This is a genomic window from Nitrosospira sp. TNL200 (assembly GCF_055386305.1).
The window spans coordinates 1077688-1097811 of sequence record NZ_AP041003.1 but is presented as its reverse complement, the minus strand read 5'-3'; the positions used below and the strand labels follow the sequence as shown (position 1 = coordinate 1097811).

The 20124-nt window shown below is 56.2% G+C and carries 13 protein-coding genes; 5 read left to right on the top strand and 8 right to left on the bottom strand.

Going from position 1 to position 20124, the window contains the following annotated elements; all coding sequences use genetic code 11:
* Positions 1-68: 68 nt before the first annotated feature.
* Complete coding sequence (locus ACZ5CE_RS04860) at positions 69-362, bottom strand: hypothetical protein (protein ID WP_464576688.1); 294 nt, start codon at positions 360-362, stop codon at positions 69-71.
* A gap of 879 nt (positions 363-1241) precedes the next feature.
* On the opposite strand from ACZ5CE_RS04860, the gene ACZ5CE_RS04855 reads away from it, so the two are divergent.
* From ACZ5CE_RS04855 to ACZ5CE_RS04845, 3 genes are all read left to right on the top strand, one after another.
* A complete protein-coding gene (locus ACZ5CE_RS04855) occupies positions 1242-2447 on the top strand; it encodes a cation:proton antiporter (RefSeq protein ID WP_464576687.1) in 1206 nt (401 codons plus the stop codon).
* A complete protein-coding gene (locus tag ACZ5CE_RS04850; RefSeq protein WP_464576686.1) occupies positions 2444-3559 on the top strand; it encodes a YbdK family carboxylate-amine ligase in 1116 nt (371 codons plus the stop codon). The genes ACZ5CE_RS04855 and ACZ5CE_RS04850 overlap by 4 nt, the downstream gene beginning before the upstream one ends.
* Before the next feature lie 224 nt (positions 3560-3783).
* A complete protein-coding gene (locus ACZ5CE_RS04845; protein WP_464576685.1) occupies positions 3784-4557 on the top strand; it encodes a gamma-glutamyl-gamma-aminobutyrate hydrolase family protein in 774 nt (257 codons plus the stop codon).
* Positions 4558-4785: 228 nt separating this feature from the next.
* Here ACZ5CE_RS04845 and thrC read toward each other — a convergent pair whose 3' ends face one another.
* The 3 genes from thrC to ACZ5CE_RS04830 all read right to left on the bottom strand — a co-directional run bounded on the left by thrC (position 4786) and on the right by ACZ5CE_RS04830 (position 9011).
* Complete coding sequence (gene thrC, locus ACZ5CE_RS04840) at positions 4786-6249, bottom strand: threonine synthase (RefSeq protein WP_464576684.1); 1464 nt, start codon at positions 6247-6249, stop codon at positions 4786-4788.
* 121 nt (positions 6250-6370) lie between these two features.
* Complete coding sequence (locus ACZ5CE_RS04835; RefSeq protein WP_464576683.1) at positions 6371-7687, bottom strand: homoserine dehydrogenase; 1317 nt, start codon at positions 7685-7687, stop codon at positions 6371-6373.
* Between the two features lie 76 nt (positions 7688-7763).
* Complete coding sequence (locus ACZ5CE_RS04830) at positions 7764-9011, bottom strand: pyridoxal phosphate-dependent aminotransferase (RefSeq protein WP_464576682.1); 1248 nt, start codon at positions 9009-9011, stop codon at positions 7764-7766.
* A 206-nt stretch (positions 9012-9217) separates the two neighbouring features.
* Here ACZ5CE_RS04830 and ACZ5CE_RS04825 point away from each other — a divergent pair, with 206 nt between their 5' ends.
* The gene (locus tag ACZ5CE_RS04825; RefSeq protein WP_464576681.1) at positions 9218-9583 is read left to right on the top strand and encodes an Mth938-like domain-containing protein; all 366 of its coding nucleotides are present in this window, start codon (positions 9218-9220) and stop codon (positions 9581-9583) included.
* A 54-nt stretch (positions 9584-9637) separates the two neighbouring features.
* On the opposite strand, the gene ACZ5CE_RS04820 is transcribed toward ACZ5CE_RS04825, so the two are convergent.
* The 4 genes from ACZ5CE_RS04820 to ACZ5CE_RS04805 form a co-directional block, all read right to left on the bottom strand.
* Positions 9638-10858 (bottom strand): EAL domain-containing response regulator, encoded by a 1221-nt coding sequence (locus tag ACZ5CE_RS04820; RefSeq protein ID WP_464576680.1) that lies wholly within the window; start codon positions 10856-10858, stop codon positions 9638-9640.
* Positions 10859-11104: 246 nt separating this feature from the next.
* A complete protein-coding gene (locus ACZ5CE_RS04815; protein WP_464576679.1) occupies positions 11105-15277 on the bottom strand; it encodes a PAS domain S-box protein in 4173 nt (1390 codons plus the stop codon).
* Positions 15274-16593: an ABC transporter substrate-binding protein gene (locus ACZ5CE_RS04810; protein ID WP_464576678.1), complete on the bottom strand. Its 1320-nt coding sequence runs from the start codon at positions 16591-16593 to the stop codon at positions 15274-15276. Before ACZ5CE_RS04810 ends, ACZ5CE_RS04815 begins: the two co-directional genes overlap by 4 nt.
* Before the next feature lie 190 nt (positions 16594-16783).
* Positions 16784-17728 carry a histone deacetylase family protein gene (locus tag ACZ5CE_RS04805; RefSeq protein WP_464576677.1) on the bottom strand — a complete coding sequence of 315 codons (945 nt, stop codon included), beginning with the start codon at positions 17726-17728 and terminating at the stop codon, positions 16784-16786.
* Positions 17729-18113: 385 nt separating this feature from the next.
* Between ACZ5CE_RS04805 and ACZ5CE_RS04800 the strand changes: the two genes are divergently transcribed.
* On the top strand, positions 18114-20054 hold the full coding sequence (locus tag ACZ5CE_RS04800; protein WP_464576676.1) for a bifunctional diguanylate cyclase/phosphodiesterase: 1941 nt from the start codon (positions 18114-18116) through the stop codon (positions 20052-20054).
* Positions 20055-20124: the final 70 nt, after the last annotated feature.

The window sequence follows — 20124 nt, the reverse complement described above, 5'->3', positions numbered from 1 at the left end:
GTAGAACAAGTCTTTCAGGCATGGGCTCACCAATATTACATTGCGATAAAGGGCGGGGATTGCGATGCCTACCCGTCATCATCCCGCCCCTCCTGCCAGGTCAAATACGTCACGACGATAATGATGATTGCAACCGGAAGAATAACGTACCAACCCAGGGCAGATCCTGCCCCGATATCGGAATGGTGCGGAGGCGGCGTGCTGATGATCTTCGACGCGTGAACGACCGCGACCATAAGGACCAGGACAAGACCGGCAAGCCGCCGATTCCGGATCAGGATGCGGCCGGTAAGCTGGTTCAGCAAATATGCAGCCACAAACCCGAGGAAATAGATCGCAGTGTAAAAAATCAAAGCGCCCATTGTCCGCCAGCTATCCGCTGATTACCCGCTTAAGTGCCATACTTATTCTTTGCACATCCGGAGGCGAAACGCAAGATCATTTTAGGAAATAACTCGCCGAATCGCTATTCCCTCCATAGGATCATGGAAATCCTGGTCCTGCACCATGCTGACCCTGGTTCATAAGCAACAATCACAATCCCATCCGCAAACTTCGCTCTGCGGGAAGCGGGGAAGACCAGACTGAAAGAAAACTTTTACTTAAGGAAGCGCTGAATAAATCTCCGCTGGCGCGGCGGTGGCTTTGCGGGATGGGATGCGCGAAAGGCGACGATGCGAATGGTTGATCCCCTTCGCTAGGAGACTGACAAGGCAGACCGTTCGCAAAGCCCCGCCCCATAAGGGTTGTGGTAAAATCGGGTTCTCATGGCGTTGCGCTCCTTGGCATCGTAGTCCCGGCTACGACCTGCGTCGCGCGTCTTATGATCATCCCGATTTTACCGGCAACGCGCTCAGCGAGGATTTGTTCAGCGCTTCCTTAAGTTCCGTTTATCACAAGATCTTTCCGTGAAGCGGAAGGGTTCTCGATTGAGACAAAATCCTTCCGGAATGCCCCTATTTCCCTATTACGGCCAAGGACACGGTGTAATGGAACATCCGATGAACGCTTCCCAACCATTCCTCATCGTTTATAATTCAGCCATCTCTCCAGATTTACGGTTCTCAGCCAGAATCCTCACCCACGGGCAACCACGCGTTTCACTGTTTTAAGCAGTTTCGTTTTGTACAAGCACAAGGCGCCACGTTCACTTTTATCCCCAAGGAGGGCCGGGTGTATCCGAAAATAACGCTTGAGGCGGCAAATACGGCAGCTTTCCCGACATTATCTCTTGTCCCGGCATGACCTGGTCCAGCTATCTTCCCCTCTGGCCGCTTTCTGTCAGCCCCGCGCTCTGGCTTGCGCTTTCGCTGGTGGTGGGCGTACTTGTCGGCGAGGCGCTGGTGCGCTACGCCAATCTCCCGCGCATCGTCGGTTATATAGGTATCGGCTTGTTGCTTGGTCCAGGCGGGATGGGTTTGATCCCCCAATTGCCTGCCGCGGAATGGCGCCTGGTGGTCGACCTCGCACTTGGGATTCTGTTATTTGAGCTGGGAAGCAAGGTGAATCTTCGCTGGCTCAAGGCCAATCCCTGGCTTGCCGCCACCAGTCTGCTCGAAGCTGGAGCAAGTTTTTTTGCAGTGCTGCTGTTCCTGGTCTGGTTTGATATTCCTTCCGTCACCGCCTTTGTGGTTGCCGCCATCTCCATCGCTACTTCACCGGCCATCGTGGTGCGCATCGTGACCGAGTCGCGCGCCCAGGGCCAGGTAACCGACAGGCTCTTGCTGATGACCGCCCTCAATTGCATTTATGCGGTCATTTTGTACAAAATCGCAGTAGCCTTCATGCACGGCGAAACCGGCACCGATCTGGTGCATTCCATATTGGCTCCGCTCTACCTCATCAGCGGGTCGGCCCTGCTGGCCTGGCTGTTTGGCGTCACCTTCGAACGCATTCATCATTACGTGGGCCGGCACGAGGAAACCTTTTCCTTCGTGCTGTTCGGTATGATCGCCTTCGCGACCATCATGGCGTCGACCCTCAAGCTCAGTCCGATCCTGGTGCTGCTTGCCGCCGGCTTGATCACGCGTTACCAGCGCCAGCGGCCGCGTTCTTTCCCCCCGCATTTCGGATCAGCCGGCGCTGTTCTGGTCGTGCTGATGTTTATCGCAAATGGCTTGGCCGCAGACCTGAGCGGCTTGCGTTACGGTTTGCTGGTCTTGCTGCTCATTGTCGTGCGCAGTGCGGCAAAGCTGCTATCCGTGCTCGCGCTGGGGCATTACAGCGGCATTGGCATGCGCCAGACGGTGGCTTTGGGCATTGCGCTCGTGCCCATGTCCAGCGTTGCGCTTCTGCTTACGCTGGATACGAGCACGATGTTTCCCGCATTTGGCGCCGGAATGGGGCTCGTACTGATGAGTTGTATCGTGATACTGGAGATTGCCGGGCCCATCGTGATGCAAAAAGCCCTCAAGGCGGCCGGGGAGACCCCGGAGGAGAAAACATGAGCCTGATGCCGTTCGCATCCTCTCGCCCACTCACCCTGGGGGTGGAACTTGAGCTGCAGTTGCTCAGTTGCAATGACTACAATCTGGTTTCTTCCGCGCCCGACATACTGCGGCGGGTGGCAAAGCATACGCATCCCGGCGATATCAAGCCCGAGATGACTCGCAGCATGATCGAGATCAACACTTCCGTACAACAGGAATATGCCGCATTGGTCGATGAACTGAGCGCACTGCGCAAAACAGTTTCCGATGCGGGGCGTTTCCTCAACGTTGCCGTGGCGGGTGGAGGCACGCATCCGTTTCAGCACTGGAGCGAGCAGAAGATTTTCGACGCTCCCCGTTTTCATTACCTTTCCGAACTGTATGGGTACCTGGCCAAGCAATTCACCATATTCGGCCAGCACGTGCATGTCGGCTGCGCAGGCCCTGACGAAGCGCTCCATCTGATGCACATGCTGTCGCGCTATATACCGCACTTCATCGCCTTATCGGCCAGTTCGCCTTTTGTGCAGGGACACGACACGGGCTTCGCCTCGGCGAGGCTTAATTCCGTATTTTCGTTCCCCTTGAGCGGACGTGCCCCCTTTGTCCTGAGCTGGAGCGACTTCGAAGCCTTTTTTGCCAAAATGACGGCTACCGGCGTGGTGGAATCGATGAAGGATTTTTATTGGGATATTCGCCCCAAACCAGAATTCGGGACGATTGAAGTACGGGTATGCGACACGCCGCTCACAGTGGAAGTTGCAGCCGCCATCGCCTGCTACATCCAGTCCATGTCCCGCTATATCATGGTGGAGCAGCGCACTCCGCCGGAAGAGGATGACTACCTGGTATATACGTTCAACCGGTTCCAGGCCTGCCGCTTCGGACTCGAAGGAATTTTCATCGACCCGCGCTCGCATGAGCGGCGTACTATCCGGGAAGATATCACCGCCATGCTGAACCGCATTGGCGACCATGCAAGCGAACTGGGAGCGGTGGAGGCGCTGGAACAGATCCGGAAAATACTTTCCGCGGGAAATGGCGCAAGCTGGTTTCGCCGCACCTATGCGCGGGAACACAACCTTGGCGACGTCATGCAACTGCAGGCCGAGTTATGGATGGGGAATTGACGATTTTGGGTTACGCCGCAATACAGTGTACTATGCGATAGCGCACATCGGTGCAGTTGACCTTTCAGAATATCTCCGGAATAGTACGTTAAAAATGAGCAGGATCGACGTCAGCGGCGAATGATCAAGCGCGTTGTTCACCCATCGGCACGAGATGCCGCGGGACAACGCCGATCCGGCATTTTTGACTAGAGAGCTTCCGAAGCATTACACCAGCCACCACGATGACGCGCCCGTTACGCATTGGTTTATCGCCGCGCATTCTGCACAACCCTCCTGCAGAACTGGGATTTCGCAACAAAACACTGCAATATCTCGAACAGAGTGTCGCGCACTGGATCATGCGGCGCCGTGCGCTGGCATTCATGCTGCCGGCGATAGAATCGGGAGGGGTGGAACGTTCCAGCGTGCGCATCAGCGATTATGTCAAGGAAATAGACGGCCTGGTGCTGCAGGGGGGCGCGGATGTCAGTCCGATCTCTTATGGAGAAACCCCCATCCGGCCTGAATGGTCCGGTGATCGCGTGCGCGATCTTTACGAAATGGAACTGTTCTGGGAGTGCGTGGTGCAGGGAAAACCCGTACTCGGCATATGCCGCGGCCTGCAGCTTATCAATGTGGCGCTGGGCGGAAGCCTGTACCAGGATATCGTCACGGAGTGCCCGGATGCTGCTCCCCACGTGGATGCGGTGCTTTACGACCGGCACCGCCACCAGGTGCATATCGAGGAAAATTCCCGTCTGGCGACGTTATATGGAAATAATCCCGTCCACCTCGTCAACAGTATTCATCATCAGGCTATCAAACGGCTGGGGCGGGATTCCGTGGTCGAAGCAGTCTCCACCGACGGCATCATCGAAGCCATACGCATGCGTGGAGAATGTTATGTGACGGGATTTCAATGGCACCCCGAGTTTCACTTCGACGCCAGCGAATTGCTCGACTCGGGCCCGATACTGGATGATTTTCTTTCCGCGGCGAAGAAACAGCGCATTTAGGGAAGCGCTGAATAAATCTCCGCAGGCGCGGCGGCGGCTTTGCGGGATAATGCGCGAAAGGCGACGACGCGAATGGTGCGACCGCGCAGGGCGGAGCAGTGTCTTCCGAAAGGAAGATGCGACCCCGTAGCGGGATGCCTGCGCCCCAACAAAACTGTGATGCGGTCGAAGCATCCCCTCCGCTGCCCGATCCCCGCTCACGATGCAGCAACAGTCTTCCAAAAACCGTTATCGCACTACCTTTTCATATTCTTCGAAAGTGCCTGCTTCGCCAGTATTGCGTGCTTGCTCGGCAATGAATGTCTTCACCGGGTCGGCGTCGGCATTCATTACCACATACCGTTGTGGCAGGTTCTCTATGCCTTGATACCCGGCTGGGCGTGGCGGCTCGTGGCTGATAGCCTCCATGAGGCTTTCAGAAAATTTGACCGGAAGCGCGGTTTCAAGGCAAACCAGCGGCACGCCCTCCTCGCGGTATTCCATTCCCACTTTCAAGCCATCCGCGGTGTGAGGATCCACCAGCACGCCATACTGTTCATGAATCCGCCGTATGGTTGCGATGCGGACCGCGTGGCTGCTGGTTCCGGAAACAATGCCGAAGTCCTTTATCTTCTCCCACAAGGAGCCGCCGGAAAGATCGAAAAAACCTCCTCCTTCCCTTTCGATTTTCCCCCACAGCTCCTTCACCTGATTCGCGTCCCGTCCCGCCAGATCGAAAATGAAACGCTCGAAATTGGACGCCTTGGATATATCCATGGAAGGGCTACTGGTGTGATGCGTCTCATCGGTGCCGCGGGGACGGTAGCGCCCTGTCCTGAAGAACTCATCCAGCACATCGTTTTCATTGGTGGCGAGAATCAGGCGCCTGATAGGCAGTCCCATCATTCGAGCCACATGCCCCGCGCAGATATTGCCGAAGTTACCGGATGGCACCGCAAACGACACCTGTTCCGCGTTTGATCGGGTTGCGGCAAAATAACCCTTGAAGTAATAGACGATCTGCGCGGCGATGCGGGCCCAGTTTATCGAGTTGATCGTTCCGATATGGTATTTCTGCTTGAAAGTGGAATCATTGCTGACTGCCTTGACGATATCCTGGCAGTCATCGAACACGCCGCGGATGGCAATATTGAAAATATTCGGATCCTGCAGGGAAAACATCTGGGCTGTCTGAAAACGGCTCATCTTTCCCTGCGGCGACAGCATGAATACCCGGATTCCCGCCTTGCCCCGCATGGCATATTCCGCGCTGGGCCCGGTATCCCCGGATGTGGCGCCCAGGATATTCAGGTGGTCCCCGGTTTTTGCCAGCGTGTATTCGAACAGATTGCCAAGTAATTGCAGGGCGATATCCTTGAATGCCAGGGTCGGCCCATTCGACAGCGCCAGGATATGCAGTCCGGGTTCCAGGGTTTTAAGGGGGGTGATTTCATCGCTGCCGAAGGATCCGGCTGTGTAAGTACGTTCAATGATATTGCGCAAATCAGCGGCGGGAATATCGTCGGCAAAGCGGGAAATGATCTCGAACGCCAGCTCGCGGTAGCTCAGGCCGCGCAATTGCTGCAACGCGGCGGAATCGAACTCCGGGTACGCCTCAGGCATGGCCAGCCCGCCATCTGCAGCTAGCCCCCCCAGGAGAATGCTGGAAAACTTTTTGGGCGGCATGCCGCCCCGGGTAGAAACATAACGCATTTTTTCTTCCTGAAAAAACGAAACCGGTAGCCGGTTCAGGCCGGAGTCGCGGTGTATTCGAAGGTATTCAAGGGGAAGCCCCCTTGCGGCGCACTGCTGCAGCGTAAGCTGAAGGACATCGCTACTTGCTGTTCAATTGCTCCAGCCGGATACGTGTCACTTTACCCACCACGAGGGGCAGCTTCTGGATCCCGGCGATTGCGGCGTTGATATTTTTCTCCAGAGCCAGATGGGTAAGCATGATGATGTCCACATGGTCCTCCCCTTCGCTGGGTTCCTTTTGCACCATTGCGTCGATGGAAATTCCCAGGTCTGCGAGCACACGGGTGATGTCGGCCAATGCCCCCGGTTTATCGATGACTCGCAGTCGCAGGTAATAAGATGTTTCCACCTCTTCCATGTCCAGGACCGGCGTATTGGAAAGCAGGTCGGACTGGAAAGCGAGATGGGGGACGCGATGTTTCGGATCGGCAGTATGCATCCGGGTGACATCCACCAGGTCCGCGACGACAGAACTGGCCGTGGGTTCCGCACCGGCTCCCGCGCCGTAGTATAGCGTTGCGCCAACCGCGTCGCCTTTTACCACGATGGCGTTCATCACCCCTTCCACGTTGGCTATCAGGCGGCGCGCGGGAATCAAGGTCGGGTGGACGCGCAACTCGATTCCGGCCGAAGTGCGCCGGGTAATGCCCAGAAGCTTGATGCGATATCCCAGTTCTTCCGCGTAGCGTATGTCTTCACGAGTCAGTCTGGTAATGCCTTCGGTGAAAACCTTGTCGAACTGCATGGGGATCCCAAAGGCGATCGAAGCCATGATGGTAAGCTTGTGCGCCGCATCGATGCCCTCGACATCGAAAGTGGGATCCGCTTCGGCATAGCCCAGCTTCTGCGCCTGCTTGAGCACCGTATCAAAGGTCAATCCCTTGTCGCGCATCTCCGAGAGAATGAAATTGCTCGTGCCATTGATGATCCCCGCAATCCATTCGATGCGATTCGCCGTGAGGCCCTCGCGCAACGCCTTGATGATGGGTATTCCACCCGCCACCGCTGCTTCGAACGCAACCATTACGCCCTTCCGCTGGGCTGCCGCAAATATTTCCGTGCCATGCGAGGCCAGCAGGGCCTTGTTGGCGGTGATGACATGCTTGCCGTTTTCTATGGCCTTGAGCGTCAGCTCTTTCGCGGCGGTATATCCGCCTATCAGCTCCACCACGATGTCTATGTCTGGATGCGTCACGATTGCGTTTGCATCGTCCGTGACCACAATGTCATTACCCGCGATTTTTCGCGCCTTTTCCACATCACGGTCGGCAATCATGCGAATGATGATTCCTCGCCCCGCGCGCCTGCTGATTTCTTCCTGATTACGCTTGAGTACTGCAAAAGTACCCCCGCCGACAGTGCCTATGCCTAGTAATCCTACGCTGATGGGTTTCATGTCCTGACAGATGAATGAATTGTTGGAAATGTTGCTGGTACGATGTACAGTCAAGAATAAAAAATCATGCTTCCCGTCATTTGCTCTCGTCCGGTGATCTGATCCGGGTTCGCTTGCGGTATCGCCCGAGAAAATCGCCGATCCGCCCTATCGCTTCAGTGAGGTCGTCGCTATTGGGCAGGAATACCACTCTGAAATGATCGGGTGCCGGCCAGTTGAAACCGCTGCCTTGCACCAGCAGCACTCTTTCCTCCAGCAGGAGATCCAGGACAAACTGCTCATCATCCTCGACGGGATAAATTTCCGGATCCAGCCGGGGAAACAGGTACATCGCCGCCTTCGGCTTGTAGCACGTCACGCCGGGAATGTCGGTGAGCAGCTTCCATGCCAGATCGCGCTGCCGCATGAGGCGTCCGGTCGGCATCACGAGGTCGTTGATGCTCTGGTATCCGCCGAGCGCGGTCTGGATGCCGAATTGCGAAGGCACATTCGCACAGAGCCGCATCGAGGCAAGCATGGTCAGTCCGGCAATATAGTCGCGCGCAAACTGTTTCTGCCCGGAAACCACCGCCCACCCGGAGCGGAAGCCCGCAGCCCGGTAATTTTTGGACAACCCGTTCAATGTCACAAACAGCACGTCCTCCGCGAGCGAGGCTATCGAGGTATGAGTGGCATTATCGTACAATACCTTATCGTATATCTCATCCGCGTAGATGATCAGCTGGTGCTCGCGCGCAATATCGGCAATCCCGCGCAGGATATCGTCCGGGTAAAGTGCGCCGGTCGGATTATTGGGGTTGATGACAACAATGGCGCGAGTGCTGGAAGTCACTTTCGCGCGAATGTCATCCAGATCGGGCAGCCAGTCCGACTTCTCATCGCATACATAATGCCGTGGCGTTCCTCCCGCCAGTACAACTGCGGCTGTCCACAAGGGATAATCGGGTGCGGGAATCAGCACTTCGTCCCCGGTGTTCAGCAGCGCCTGCATCGCCATCACGATCAGTTCCGAAACGCCATTGCCGATATAGATATCCTCCATCCGCACACCCTGGATCTGTTTCTCCTGGGTGTAGTGCATGATGGCCTTGCGTGCCGCGAACAACCCCTTTGAATCGCAATACCCGGAAGCGGCAGACAGGTTATGGATCACATCCTGGAGAATTTCCTGCGGCGCATCAAAGCCAAATGAGGCGGGATTGCCGATATTGAGCTTGATGATGCGATGCCCTTCCTCCTCCATCTGCCTTGCGCGGTCCAGCACAGGCCCGCGAATGTCGTAGCAGACATTGGCCAGCTTGCTGGATTTCAGGATGGGTTGCATGGTTATGGATTGGATGACTGGAAGAGGCGGTTGCCGCGAACACGCCGTGGCCGCCTGCAAAGAGGAGGATATGGGCGACGGAATCGGAATTTTAATTTTCAAGCAGGTAGTCTGTTCGGCTGATCATGCCTTTGTTCCGCTTTATTGCATCGCAAAAAAGATGTAATGTTACCCGACAGACCAACGTGCCGCAAATGGAGACTGATTTGAAGCTGCACCTTTCCGGGTTATCCGAACAAAACACGTTCACCGGCTACGGTGCCGGATATGTTACGATCAACCAGATACGCTACGAACAAAGCCTGATCGTCCTGTCCGATCGCATCATCGACTGGGAACCCAGGATCCTGGAGCAACTCAAGCCTGAGCACTTTGCATTCCTGCTTTCGTTGCAGCCTGAAATGGTGCTGTTAGGGACAGGACCCATGCTGCGGTTTCCGCATCCTTCCCTGACGAAAATGCTGACTGCTGCGGGGATCGGGGTGGAAGTAATGGATACCCAGGCGGCATGCCGCACCTACAACATATTGATGGCGGAAGGACGGCGCGTGGCGGCGGCACTCGTCATTTGATCTCGCCGGCTTTCGCACACTCCACCCTGTCCAACTGCCCGGATTCAGGATTATTCAGCGCTTCCCAAGGGAAAGCTCGGTCCGCACGCGCTCGTGCCAGATCTCGATCCAGCCGGGCAGTTCCACAGGCAGCATGGGCCGGGAAACAAAAGCTCCCTGAGCGAGATCGCAGCCCGTGCGCTGCAGAAGATCCCAGTCATTCCGGTCTTCCACGCCTTCGGCAACAACTTCCATGCCTAATTGCCTCGCCAGTGACAGACTGGCTTCATACATCGCCATCAGGGTCTCATTGCTCCAGGCGTGGTGGACAAACCCCTGGTCAATCTTGAGTTCATCGAAGGGAATATCACGCAACTGAGCCAGGGAGGAATGCCCGGTGCCAAAGTCGTCGATGGATAGCCGGAAACGCTTCAGGCGCAGCCGCGTGAGTATCTCAAGCGGTGCCCGCGTATCCTGCATCAAGCGGCTTTCCGTCACTTCCAGCACGATATCCTGGGGAGCGATGCCGACTTCGGCAGTCATATCAGCAACAAAATTCAGGAAACTCAAGGATGCCAGATTATCCATCGACACATTCACGGCAACACGAAGCCGGATTCCCTCCTCTCTCCACGCTTTTGCCTGGATCAGCGCATTGCTGAAAACCAGTTGTGTCAGTTCGTCGATCAGTCCGAAAGCTTCGGCCACCCCGATGAACATATCGGGAAATACGAGCCCATCCACCGGATGGTTCCAGCGCACCAGCGTCTCGACGCCAATCACCTCGCCGCTCGCGACCGCAACCTTCGGCTGGTAGTAATTGACCAGCTCCCGATTGTTTAGGGCAGCCTGCAATTCCTCCGCGTGGTAAACTTTTTTTGGTATCCCCTGGCCGCTGCTGGAAGGAGGAGTCCATTTATCGAGCAGCAGGGACAACGATTCCGGCCGGACCGGCTTGTGCAAATGCCCCAGTATGGGAATCTTGTGCGCCTGCACCAGTTTTTCGGCAGTCTGCAACATGCGCTCATCCTCCCCGCTGACCAGGATGAGGCTGCCGGTATAATGGCGCTCGACGAGATGGCGCACGAATTCTATTCCATCCATTTCCGGCATGTTGAGATCCAGCAGGATAATGTTGGGCCGCGAGTTTGCATCGATGCTTTCCAGCGCAACACGCCCGCTATCGCACAGTATTACCGATGTAAATCCGAGATTGGCAAGAACACGGTTGAGCAGCTTGAGCATGAAGGATTCATCGTCAAGCACCAGAATCCTGATAGCGGATCGTTCGACCATATTGTTTTTCTAAAAAATACTGAATAAAGCCTCAAACAAGGCGTCAAACGGACTGCCTCATTGCTCGGTTTCACGTATTGGCGTCGCACTACCTAGCCTAGTTGGCCTGTTTCGTTGTTCCAGGTTTGCCATTGTAATCATAACCCATGAAACCGCGATGGATAAACCTCGCGGCACGAAAGGTTTATCCAGGGGACTCTCCCAGGAATATATTACCAGTGGCGTAACGTTCTCGCCCGGAAACCCTCAGGAACCCTTGGCCTCCAGAGAATCGATATAGTGGCTCACCAACGTCAGTTCCAGCTCGAAGCGCGGCAATAATTCTCTCAGCGCATCCATATCCCCTGCTTTCCCTGCCTGCTCCATCTGTTCACACAATTCGCCCAGAGCCATTGCTCCCACCGAACGGGCCGAAGACTTGAGCTTATGTGCGGCCGCCGCCGCCGGCGCGGCCTGTCCTGCTTCGCATGCGGCACGCAAGTCCACGGCGACTCTTGCCGAGCTGATCCTGAAATCGTGGAGAAATTCGCTGATCACCGCCGGATCGTTTCCTACCAGGTTTTCTAGGATGGTCACATCCACCGGTTTCTTTTCCGCCGGCGCCGCCGGGGATGCGAAAGGCGATGCCGCCACAAGATGGTCGGCATAGGCAGCGGGAGTAACGGGCGTCGCTGGCGCGGGCAGCCATTTTTGCAGTATCGCTCTCAGATGGGCAAGCTGAACCGGCTTGCTCAGATAATCATCCATGCCCACTGCCCGGCAATGCTCCGCCTCACCCTTCAATGCATTTGCAGTAAAGGCGATGATGGGCTTGCGGACCTTGTCTCGTTCGGCGAGACGGATCGCAGCCGTCAGCTGATAACCATCTATTTCCGGCATATGCAAATCGGTGAGCAGCAGCGCATAATCGCCGCTCATCCAGCGCTTCAGCGCTTCCTTTCCATCAGGGGCTATGTCTGCAGCGTATCCCAGCAGCGCAAGCTGCTGCCGGATGACTTTCTGATTGATTTCATTGTCTTCCGCCACCAGGATCAGCCTGCCTTCCGCCAGCGCCTTGTCTCTCGATGGCGCAACCAGCGAATCGATCTTGGCCGGCTGCTGTGTAGCCATTTCCTCGTGCAGCCGTCCTGCAGCGATCGCCACGGCACGGAGAAAAGCATCCCGATGCATGACGTCGCCATCCAGAGTAACCGTATCAACGGCTTCGGAGCGCTCGTGGCGGCGGCGCCCGCGCCGGATGACCACGAACCGTGGCTCGATGTCGGGCTGATGGTGGCCGTGCTCCAGAACCACGAAATGAGGATCGAGATCAGGACGTGCGCGAAATGCTTCCCGCAATTCCTCTATGGGGGGGAAGGCATGTCCGGCATCGATGATCAATAGCCACAAGCCTGGCGGAAGCGTTTCTATCCGATTACGGGCCGCCGCGAGATCGGCTACCCGCTCAACGGCAGCCCCGCTGTATTTCAGATACACGGCCAGATCGTCGCTCAGCCCCTTCTCGTCTCCCAGCACCAGGCAGGAAACGCCAGCCAGGTCAACCACCTTCGCCACGGGTTTGGCGGGAAGGGCCACAAATGTGAGACGCACGGTGAATGTCGACCCCTTACCGGGCGCGCTCTGGACTGTGATACTTCCCCCCATGAGCTCGACCAGATGATGGGAAATAGCCAGGCCGAGTCCGGTTCCTCCAAATCTGCGCGTCGTGGAAGTATCGCCCTGGGTAAAGGAACTGAAAAGTTTTGCCTGGATCTCCTCGCTCATGCCGATCCCATTGTCGGCGATCTGGAACTCCACCGTCACCTGATCGCGGTCATGGCTGGCCAGAAGCGCCCGCACTGACACCCGGCCCGGTTCCTGCTGTCCACTGGAAAACTTGATGGCATTGTTGGCGAGATTGACAAGCACTTGCCGCAAGCGCAGCGCGTCTCCCAGGACCTCCTCCGGAATCGCCGGATCCAGGAACAAGGTAAGCTCCACGCCTTTTCGCGCAGCCAGGCTTTCGAGCATGTTGCAGGCCTTCTCGACGACGCTCACCACCGATGTGGGCGCCTGTTCGATTTCCAGCCGGCCTGCCTCTATCTTGGAGAAATCGAGAATATCATCGATGATTTCCAGCAGCGCAAACGCAGATTCGCGGATAAGGTCGACCATCTCCATCTGGTAGCCGTTGAGACTGGTCTGCTGCAGCACATCCGCCATGCCGATCACGCCATTCATGGGGGTGCGTATCTCATGGCTCATGGCAGCCAGGAAAATCGATTTAGCCTGATTGGCTTGCTCGGCATCGAGACGAGCCTGTTCGAGATCGCGCAGGATACGCATTCTCTCGCTTATATTGATACCCGAAGGTATGAGCTTGGCTATCTGGCCCTTCGCATCGCGCACCGGTACCAGCATGAAATCGATAGTCATCAGGCCACGGTTGGCGATGCGTACAACCAGGTCGTGGCGCACGATCTTCCCGGCTAGCGCCTTCTCGATATCCTCGCGAATTTGCGCCTGCACTTCTTCCTTATACGAAAACCATGCCGTCTCATAGAGTTTCTTGCCGATCACGTCCCGGCTCCGCAGGCCGCCCGTCTCCAAAGCAGTGCGGTTGATCTCGACCAGTACTCCATCAGGCGTCATCTCCCCGACAAAAGCCCCCAGGTTATCCACTATGGCCCTCAGCCGCTGCTCGCTGCCGCGCAATGCCTGCTCTGCCTGCTTGCGCTCGTGGATATCGCGCAGAATACCGGTAAAGTATCGTTTTCCCCCGACGAAATATTCGCTGACAGCAACATACAGATCGACGAGCTGGCCATTCTTGTGCCGCCCCTCGACTTCCCGGCCCATGCCGATGTTATGTACGCCTTCCACTTCCAGGGTGAGGATATGGTCGAATTCACAACGCCCCCTCCCCGTTCGAAAGTATCTGTCGATATAGCCGTCATGCGCGCGGCGATGGGGTTCAGGCATGAGCATCGAAATATTCTGGCCCAGCACCTCCTCGCGCGTATAACCGAAGAGTTTTTCTATTACCGGATTGACCGAGCGGATAATGCTTTTGTCATCAATGGTGACAATGCAGTCCACCATGTGTTCCACAATGGAACGTGTCTCTTCTTCCTTGCTGACAAGGGCCGCATTGACTCGCTCCAGGTCCGCGGTGCGGGCTGCCACCCTGTTCTCCAGCTCCTGATTGAGTTGCCGCAGGTTGTCTTCGGCGTCTTCCCGCTTACGGGTGCTCGCATTCAATCGCTCGATCATGGTATTGAAAGTACCGGCCAGTTGCCCGATCTCATCCCATCCCCCAACCGGCACGCGTTGTTGCAGGTTTCCCGCGGCGATATGCTGTGCGCTGTGGCTGAGTTTTTTCAAGGTGTCAACAACGCGCCTGCTGAACAGGATAGCGCCAAGAATAGCGGCGAGCAGCGTTATCCCGAGAATCACCAGGCTGAAAGTACGCACGCGCCTTCCGAATGCAAACACCTCGTCCGCATCCATCTTGACCTCGATGCCCCAGTTCATGCGCGGCAGATAGCGCCATGCGGCGACCACCTCCTTGGCGCGGTAATCTTCTTTCAGGCCGGCTCCACGCTCGCCATGCAGGCCGCTCTGGATCATTTTCGAAAATGGCGGGTTGTTAAGGGGCACCTTGAGCTCCAGCGCTGCATTGGGCTCATGTCTCAATGGCGCCATCACCAGGGCGGTGCGCTCGTTCAGAAGCCGGGTTATCATGGTTTCGCCGCTCGCACCTAGTCCGACATTGTCGGTAACGACCTGGAATACGCGCTCGCTATATATCTGAAGCGCCAGGACACCCTCGAGCTTACCCTCAGCCATGATCGGAAAAGCCATGAAAGCCGCGATCGCGCCTTTCGACGGTCCGTAACGTTCAAAATCCGACACGCCTTCCTGCAGCGTATCAAGCGCATTACGCGCAACATAAGCCAGGCCGCTATTCCGGTAGGGTCCGGTGATCAGGTTGGTGGCGAAATCGATTTCATGGGCCTGGGTATAAACAATATCGCCCTGGAGAGAAATCAGGAAAAGATCGTAATATCCGGCATCCTCGACAAAACGCTTGAAATGCTTGCGGTAGCGGGCATCCAGTTGACGATACGCGGCGGATTTTATCCCCTCTTCGGCATATGCCGCGGCAAGCTCCGGCATGGCCATGCGTGTGGTGCTGGCCGCCTGTATGATTTTGGCATCGCGGAGACGCTCTCGCAGATAGCTATCGATCTGTTCTGCTTTCATATCGGCAATGGCGGAGACTTGCCGGATCGCCGTCTTCTCCATTTCGATTTCGAAGGTATGCAGCAGGCTGTAGCCGATTATCAGAATCGGTAGCAGGGAAACCGCGACGAACCAGACGGTGAATCGCTGCGTAAGAGAAGTGAATCTCACGGTCATGGGGAGGGTGATGCTCATGGCGAAGCGAGACTCAGGGAAGCTTCCTCGCTTCTGCTAAGGAGTTGATCCCATTCTTCACGCGAACGGTAGCTCGGAAATGGGGCCGGCTCCAGCGGACGGCCGGAATCCCAGACGATATCGAACTGACCATCGCCCCGCGCCTTGCCGACACGGGCAATTTTCCATACATGGCGCGTCGCGGGATCGACCGAAACCAGCCCCTCGGGTGCTGGCAGGCTCTGGCGCAGGATGGTGCGCTGCACCTGGGCCACATCGCCCGAGTCCGCCTCGAGCGCCGCCTGTACCCACATTTGCAGGTTGACATAAGACGCTTCCCCCGGCCCGTCGATCACGGCGTTCTGTCCAAAGCGATCCCGGAACCGGCTTACGAAAGCCTTGTTCTCCGCGCCTCGAATGCTCTGGAAATAGTTTCGCGCCGCATAATGACCCGCCATGGGAGGCATTTCCTCGGCGGACAATCCTACCTCGGTGATGCTGAAAGATAATACGGGTATCCTCTCGGGGGTGATTTCCCTCTTTTGCAGTGCGCGAAAAAACATTGCATTGTCTGTGCCGCTGATGGTATTCAGAACCATGTCCGGCCTCTTCCCGGCGATATCTGCCGCCAGATCGTCCATATCCGGAAGCCCGGCGGATATATACCGCTCCCCTGCTATGATCGCGCCATGCGCAACCAGTAAATCCTTGATGAGAATACTGGCTACGCGCGAAAAATCATCGTTCGATCCAGTCAGGTAGACTCGTTTGCCACGCCCGCTATGGATACCGCTTTGGCCAGGCTCCCCCCGGTTACCAAGATTTACCAGCGCCCAATGAACCGCGGGCATAATCTGTTGATTGGGTACACCGCCCCCATACAGGATGTTCGTGGACTGCTCCATGCCCTCGTACCGTAGCGCATAAAAAAGTATGTGATGATGTTTTTCCACGACTTTTTTCACTGCCTTGCGGCAAGCCGAAGTCCAGCATCCAAACAACGCCTGTACCTGCTCCAGTGTAATCAGGCGCTCCGCCTCCTGTGCGCAATGCTCCGGATCGGAGCCGCAATCGACGACGATGGCCTCGATTTTTTGCCCTTTTATTCCTCCCGCCGCGTTCGCCTCCTCGATGGCAAGCCTGAGAGCGTCCACGAGCGGCTTTTCGCTCTCCGCCATCCTGCCGGTCAGCGAATGCAGCACGCCAATCCTGATAAGGGGTTTTACAGTAGAGTAGTGGCTTACTACCAGGGCGCCGCCGATCAATACAAGGATCAGCAGCACCAATGGAATGCGCCTTGTTCCGCTAATGCCCGTGGCTCGCTTTTCTGTCGGCATACCATTCACACTTCAGAAAATTCCCTTTCGAAAACCATGGATTCACGCGCGCCGTTCTGCCGCACCCTTCATCATGGACGCTATGCGCCAAACCAGAGCCTGGTAAAGTTGGACCATGGCCGCGCCCAAAGATTACCAGAGCTGTGAAGGAAGGGCTGAACAGACCCTAAAATCATCGAGCAGTATTTCGTCAATCGCTAACCGCCGCACCGCACAGTGCTTTTACATGCGCCGCGACACTCTTGCCGAGCGCTTTAAGATCGTATCCGCCCTCCAGCGTGGATATGATCCTGTCGCCGGCCCATACCGATGCCACCTGCATTATTTGCCGCGTCACCCATGCGTAATCCCCCTCTACAAGATTCAGCGAGGCAAGATCATCGTCCCGATGGGCATCGAAGCCGGCTGAAATGAACAACATCTGCGGCTTGAATTTCTCCAGGGAAGGCAGCCAGAACCGGTTGACTGTCGAGCGAAAAACTTCTCCTCCGCTATCAGCCGCAAGCGGAATATTGACCATCCGCTCCGAACGCCCCGAGATGCCGCTATAGGGATAAAATGGGTGCTGGAAAATCGAGACCATCATCACGCGTTCATCGTTCCGGAAGATATCCTCGGTACCATTGCCATGATGCACGTCGAAATCCACCACGGCAACACGTTCGAGAGCGTGCGCCTCCAGGGCATGGGCTACGCCTGCGGCGACATTATTGATAAGGCAGAATCCCATCGCGCGGGACCGTTCGGCATGGTGGCCCGGGGGACGAACGCTGCAAAAGGCATTTGTCATGCGCCCTCCAATCACCAGGTCCGTTGCCATGACCACCGCCCCTGCCGCACGCAGCGCAGCGTTCCAGCTATACCTGTTCATCGAGGTATCGGGATCAAGATGAACGATTCCCGTGGAAGGCACCTTTGCCGCGAGCGAAGCGATATATTCGGGGGAATGCACCCGCTCCAGTTGCTCCATCGATGCGAGGGGAATGTCATGGGGTTCGATTCGTTCCATTGCCCGCATCAATCCGGAAGCCAGCAATTCATCATTAATGGCACTGAGCCGGGCCGGACATTCGGGATGATACGAAGCCATTTCATGCAGCAGGCAATCTGGATGGGAAATGAAGGCGGTGCGCATGTAATTCCTCCGGTTCATGACGACGAGCTAGCGGCCAGGAGCATTTCCGCCTCGGATCGCCTGTCGGCGGCCACCGTCGCATATGGCGCCCACACCTTGCCCGGCATTCCGCCAGTTGCCCCGGGATTCCTCATATCAAAACAGCCCGCGCGGCCTCGGGCGCAAAATTGAAACGACAGTCCACTCCGTGATAACCTCTGCCTCAGTCACCCCACTTATTTATACTGCATTTGAATCGTCTCATGGAATAATCTTCAATCCGGTAGTTGATCGCTTTTTTTTAGTTTGGAACCATGATCCACAAAGACTTTCGCGACACTCGACGTTCACTTGCGTGGTGGGTTCGCTACAAGGCGAATTTAGGATAATAAAAATCAGGTCTTAAATGTCTCTTTCACGACAACTCTGGTTAGCCATCATACTGGTTACGCTAATAAGTTTTACGGGCAGCTTTGCGCTAAGCATGGCCAGCATCCGCAGCCACATCGAACAGCAGTTGCATCAAAAAAATATCGATAGCGCGACCTCCCTCGCCCTTGCAATATCGCAGTTAAGCAAGGATCCCATTACCATCGATCTGCAGATTGCCGCCCTTTTCGATACTGGCCAATATGAGGCGATCTCCATTACCGCGCCGGACGGCAGTATCATCGATGAGCGTACCCAGAGACCGGTTGCAGCTGCGGCTCCTGGCTGGTTCATGAGTCTTTTTCCAATAAGGGTCGAGGTGGGGCACGCTCAGGCGACGGATCACGGAGTGCACTTTGGCGTCATCAAGGTTGCCAGCCAGTCCCATCTGGGTTATCGCATGCTATGGGACCAGGCGAGCACGCTGATGATCTGGTACCTCACGGCGGCCGCCCTTGTGGGACTCATCGGCGTGCTGATACTCCACGCAATAAAGAAACCGCTGGTAGCGATGGTGGATCAGGCGGAAGCCATAACGAACCGTAATTTCCTGACTATTTCCGAACCCCGGATCCTGGAGCTGCGCAGCATCGCGCGCGCCACGAACGACCTGATAAGACAATTGCATAACAGGAAGCTTGAAGAAAGCTCACGGCTTGCAGACTTGAACGAGCGCATGAACCTTGACCCGGTCACCGGCCTTGCCAATCGCGAATATTTCATGAACCGGCTGCGTGAAATGATGGAAAACAAGGCCGATGCATCGGGTGGCATGCAAACCGGTATTCTGTTTCTTATTCGCCTCGATAAACTCGAACAGATCAATCAGAAGCTCGGGCGTATCGAGACCGACCGGCTGCTTCGCGAAGCAGGCGCGCTCCTGAGCCATATCGGCGAAACTTCGGAGGGCGAAAACCCGGGGTTTCTCGCCGCCCGCATGAACGGGTCGGATTTCATGCTGTTTATCCCGCACGCCGACAATACCGAAGCCATAGCGAATCAAGTCGTTTCGAAACTCACGGTATTGCTGTCGCGAGTTGGTGACGAGGTTACGGACATCTGCCACATCGGCGCCGTGCGATACCGCAAAGGGGACGAGTTGCGCGAACTTCTTGCCAGTGCCGATGCGGCCTTGGCAGCCGCCGAAGGCACTGCCAGGACGCTAGCCCGGGCGGCCCCAACCCAGGCCGGCCCGGCTGCGAATATTGGGGATTGGCGGCATATTTTCAATGATGCATTCCGGGAGGACCGCTTCAGGCTGGTTCTCCAGCCTGTGGTAGGACGTGCCGGGGAATTACTGCACCAGGAAGCATCCGTTCGCATGCAAGCGCAGCAAAACGGCGGCTGGCTGGATGCACCGGACTTTATCCCCATCGCGGTGCATCTTGATCTGATCGGAACGCTCGATCTCGGGGTCGCCCGCCATGCCCTCGAACATCTGCATTCCTTCCCGGAAGATATCGCCATCAACCTCTCTGTCGAAACCATCGCCAATGGGGAATCCCGCAGCAAACTGACTGAATTGCTGTGCAGGCATCCGGATTTATGTCGCCGGATATGGCTCGAAATGACGGCATATGATGCCTTGCGTAAATTTGAGGCATTCCAGGGTTTTTGCGGCACGTTCAGGGAAATCGGTTGCCGCATCGGGGTGGATCATGTCGGCCATACCGCTGGGGAATCGGAAAAACTGGCCAGCTTGGGCCTTGACTACTTCAAGATAGATGCCAGCCTGGTGCATCGGATTCATCAGAACAGGGAAAACCAGAGACGGCTGAAAGCGTTATGCGGCTTGGCTCAACAAATCGGCGTTATCGTGATCGCATGCGGGGTGCAAACCGAAGAAGAACAGAAAGCCCTGGTCAAATTGGGATTTGATGGCTTGGCGGGACCCGGTATCGATTTAAAATCAGAATGATAGCCCATCCCAGGCGAGACCGGTCCGGTGTGCCGACTCTGCACGGACTACTACATACTGCACGGCTTGC

Bases quoted from the DNA above. Each gene is read 5' to 3' on its own strand.
- ACZ5CE_RS04810 (WP_464576678.1), bottom strand. From the start codon at position 16,593: ATGCCGACAGAAAAGCGAGCCACGGGCATTAGCGGAACAAGGCGCATT.
- ACZ5CE_RS04855 (WP_464576687.1), top strand. From the start codon at position 1,242: ATGACCTGGTCCAGCTATCTTCCCCTCTGGCCGCTTTCTGTCAGCCCC.
- ACZ5CE_RS04860 (WP_464576688.1), bottom strand. From the start codon at position 362: ATGGGCGCTTTGATTTTTTACACTGCGATCTATTTCCTCGGGTTTGTG.
- ACZ5CE_RS04800 (WP_464576676.1), top strand. From the start codon at position 18,114: ATGTCTCTTTCACGACAACTCTGGTTAGCCATCATACTGGTTACGCTA.
- thrC (WP_464576684.1), bottom strand. From the start codon at position 6,249: ATGCGTTATGTTTCTACCCGGGGCGGCATGCCGCCCAAAAAGTTTTCC.
- ACZ5CE_RS04805 (WP_464576677.1), bottom strand. From the start codon at position 17,728: ATGCGCACCGCCTTCATTTCCCATCCAGATTGCCTGCTGCATGAAATG.
- ACZ5CE_RS04845 (WP_464576685.1), top strand. From the start codon at position 3,784: ATGACGCGCCCGTTACGCATTGGTTTATCGCCGCGCATTCTGCACAAC.
- ACZ5CE_RS04850 (WP_464576686.1), top strand. From the start codon at position 2,444: ATGAGCCTGATGCCGTTCGCATCCTCTCGCCCACTCACCCTGGGGGTG.
- ACZ5CE_RS04835 (WP_464576683.1), bottom strand. From the start codon at position 7,687: ATGAAACCCATCAGCGTAGGATTACTAGGCATAGGCACTGTCGGCGGG.
- ACZ5CE_RS04815 (WP_464576679.1), bottom strand. From the start codon at position 15,277: ATGAGCATCACCCTCCCCATGACCGTGAGATTCACTTCTCTTACGCAG.
- ACZ5CE_RS04830 (WP_464576682.1), bottom strand. From the start codon at position 9,011: ATGCAACCCATCCTGAAATCCAGCAAGCTGGCCAATGTCTGCTACGAC.
- ACZ5CE_RS04820 (WP_464576680.1), bottom strand. From the start codon at position 10,858: ATGGTCGAACGATCCGCTATCAGGATTCTGGTGCTTGACGATGAATCC.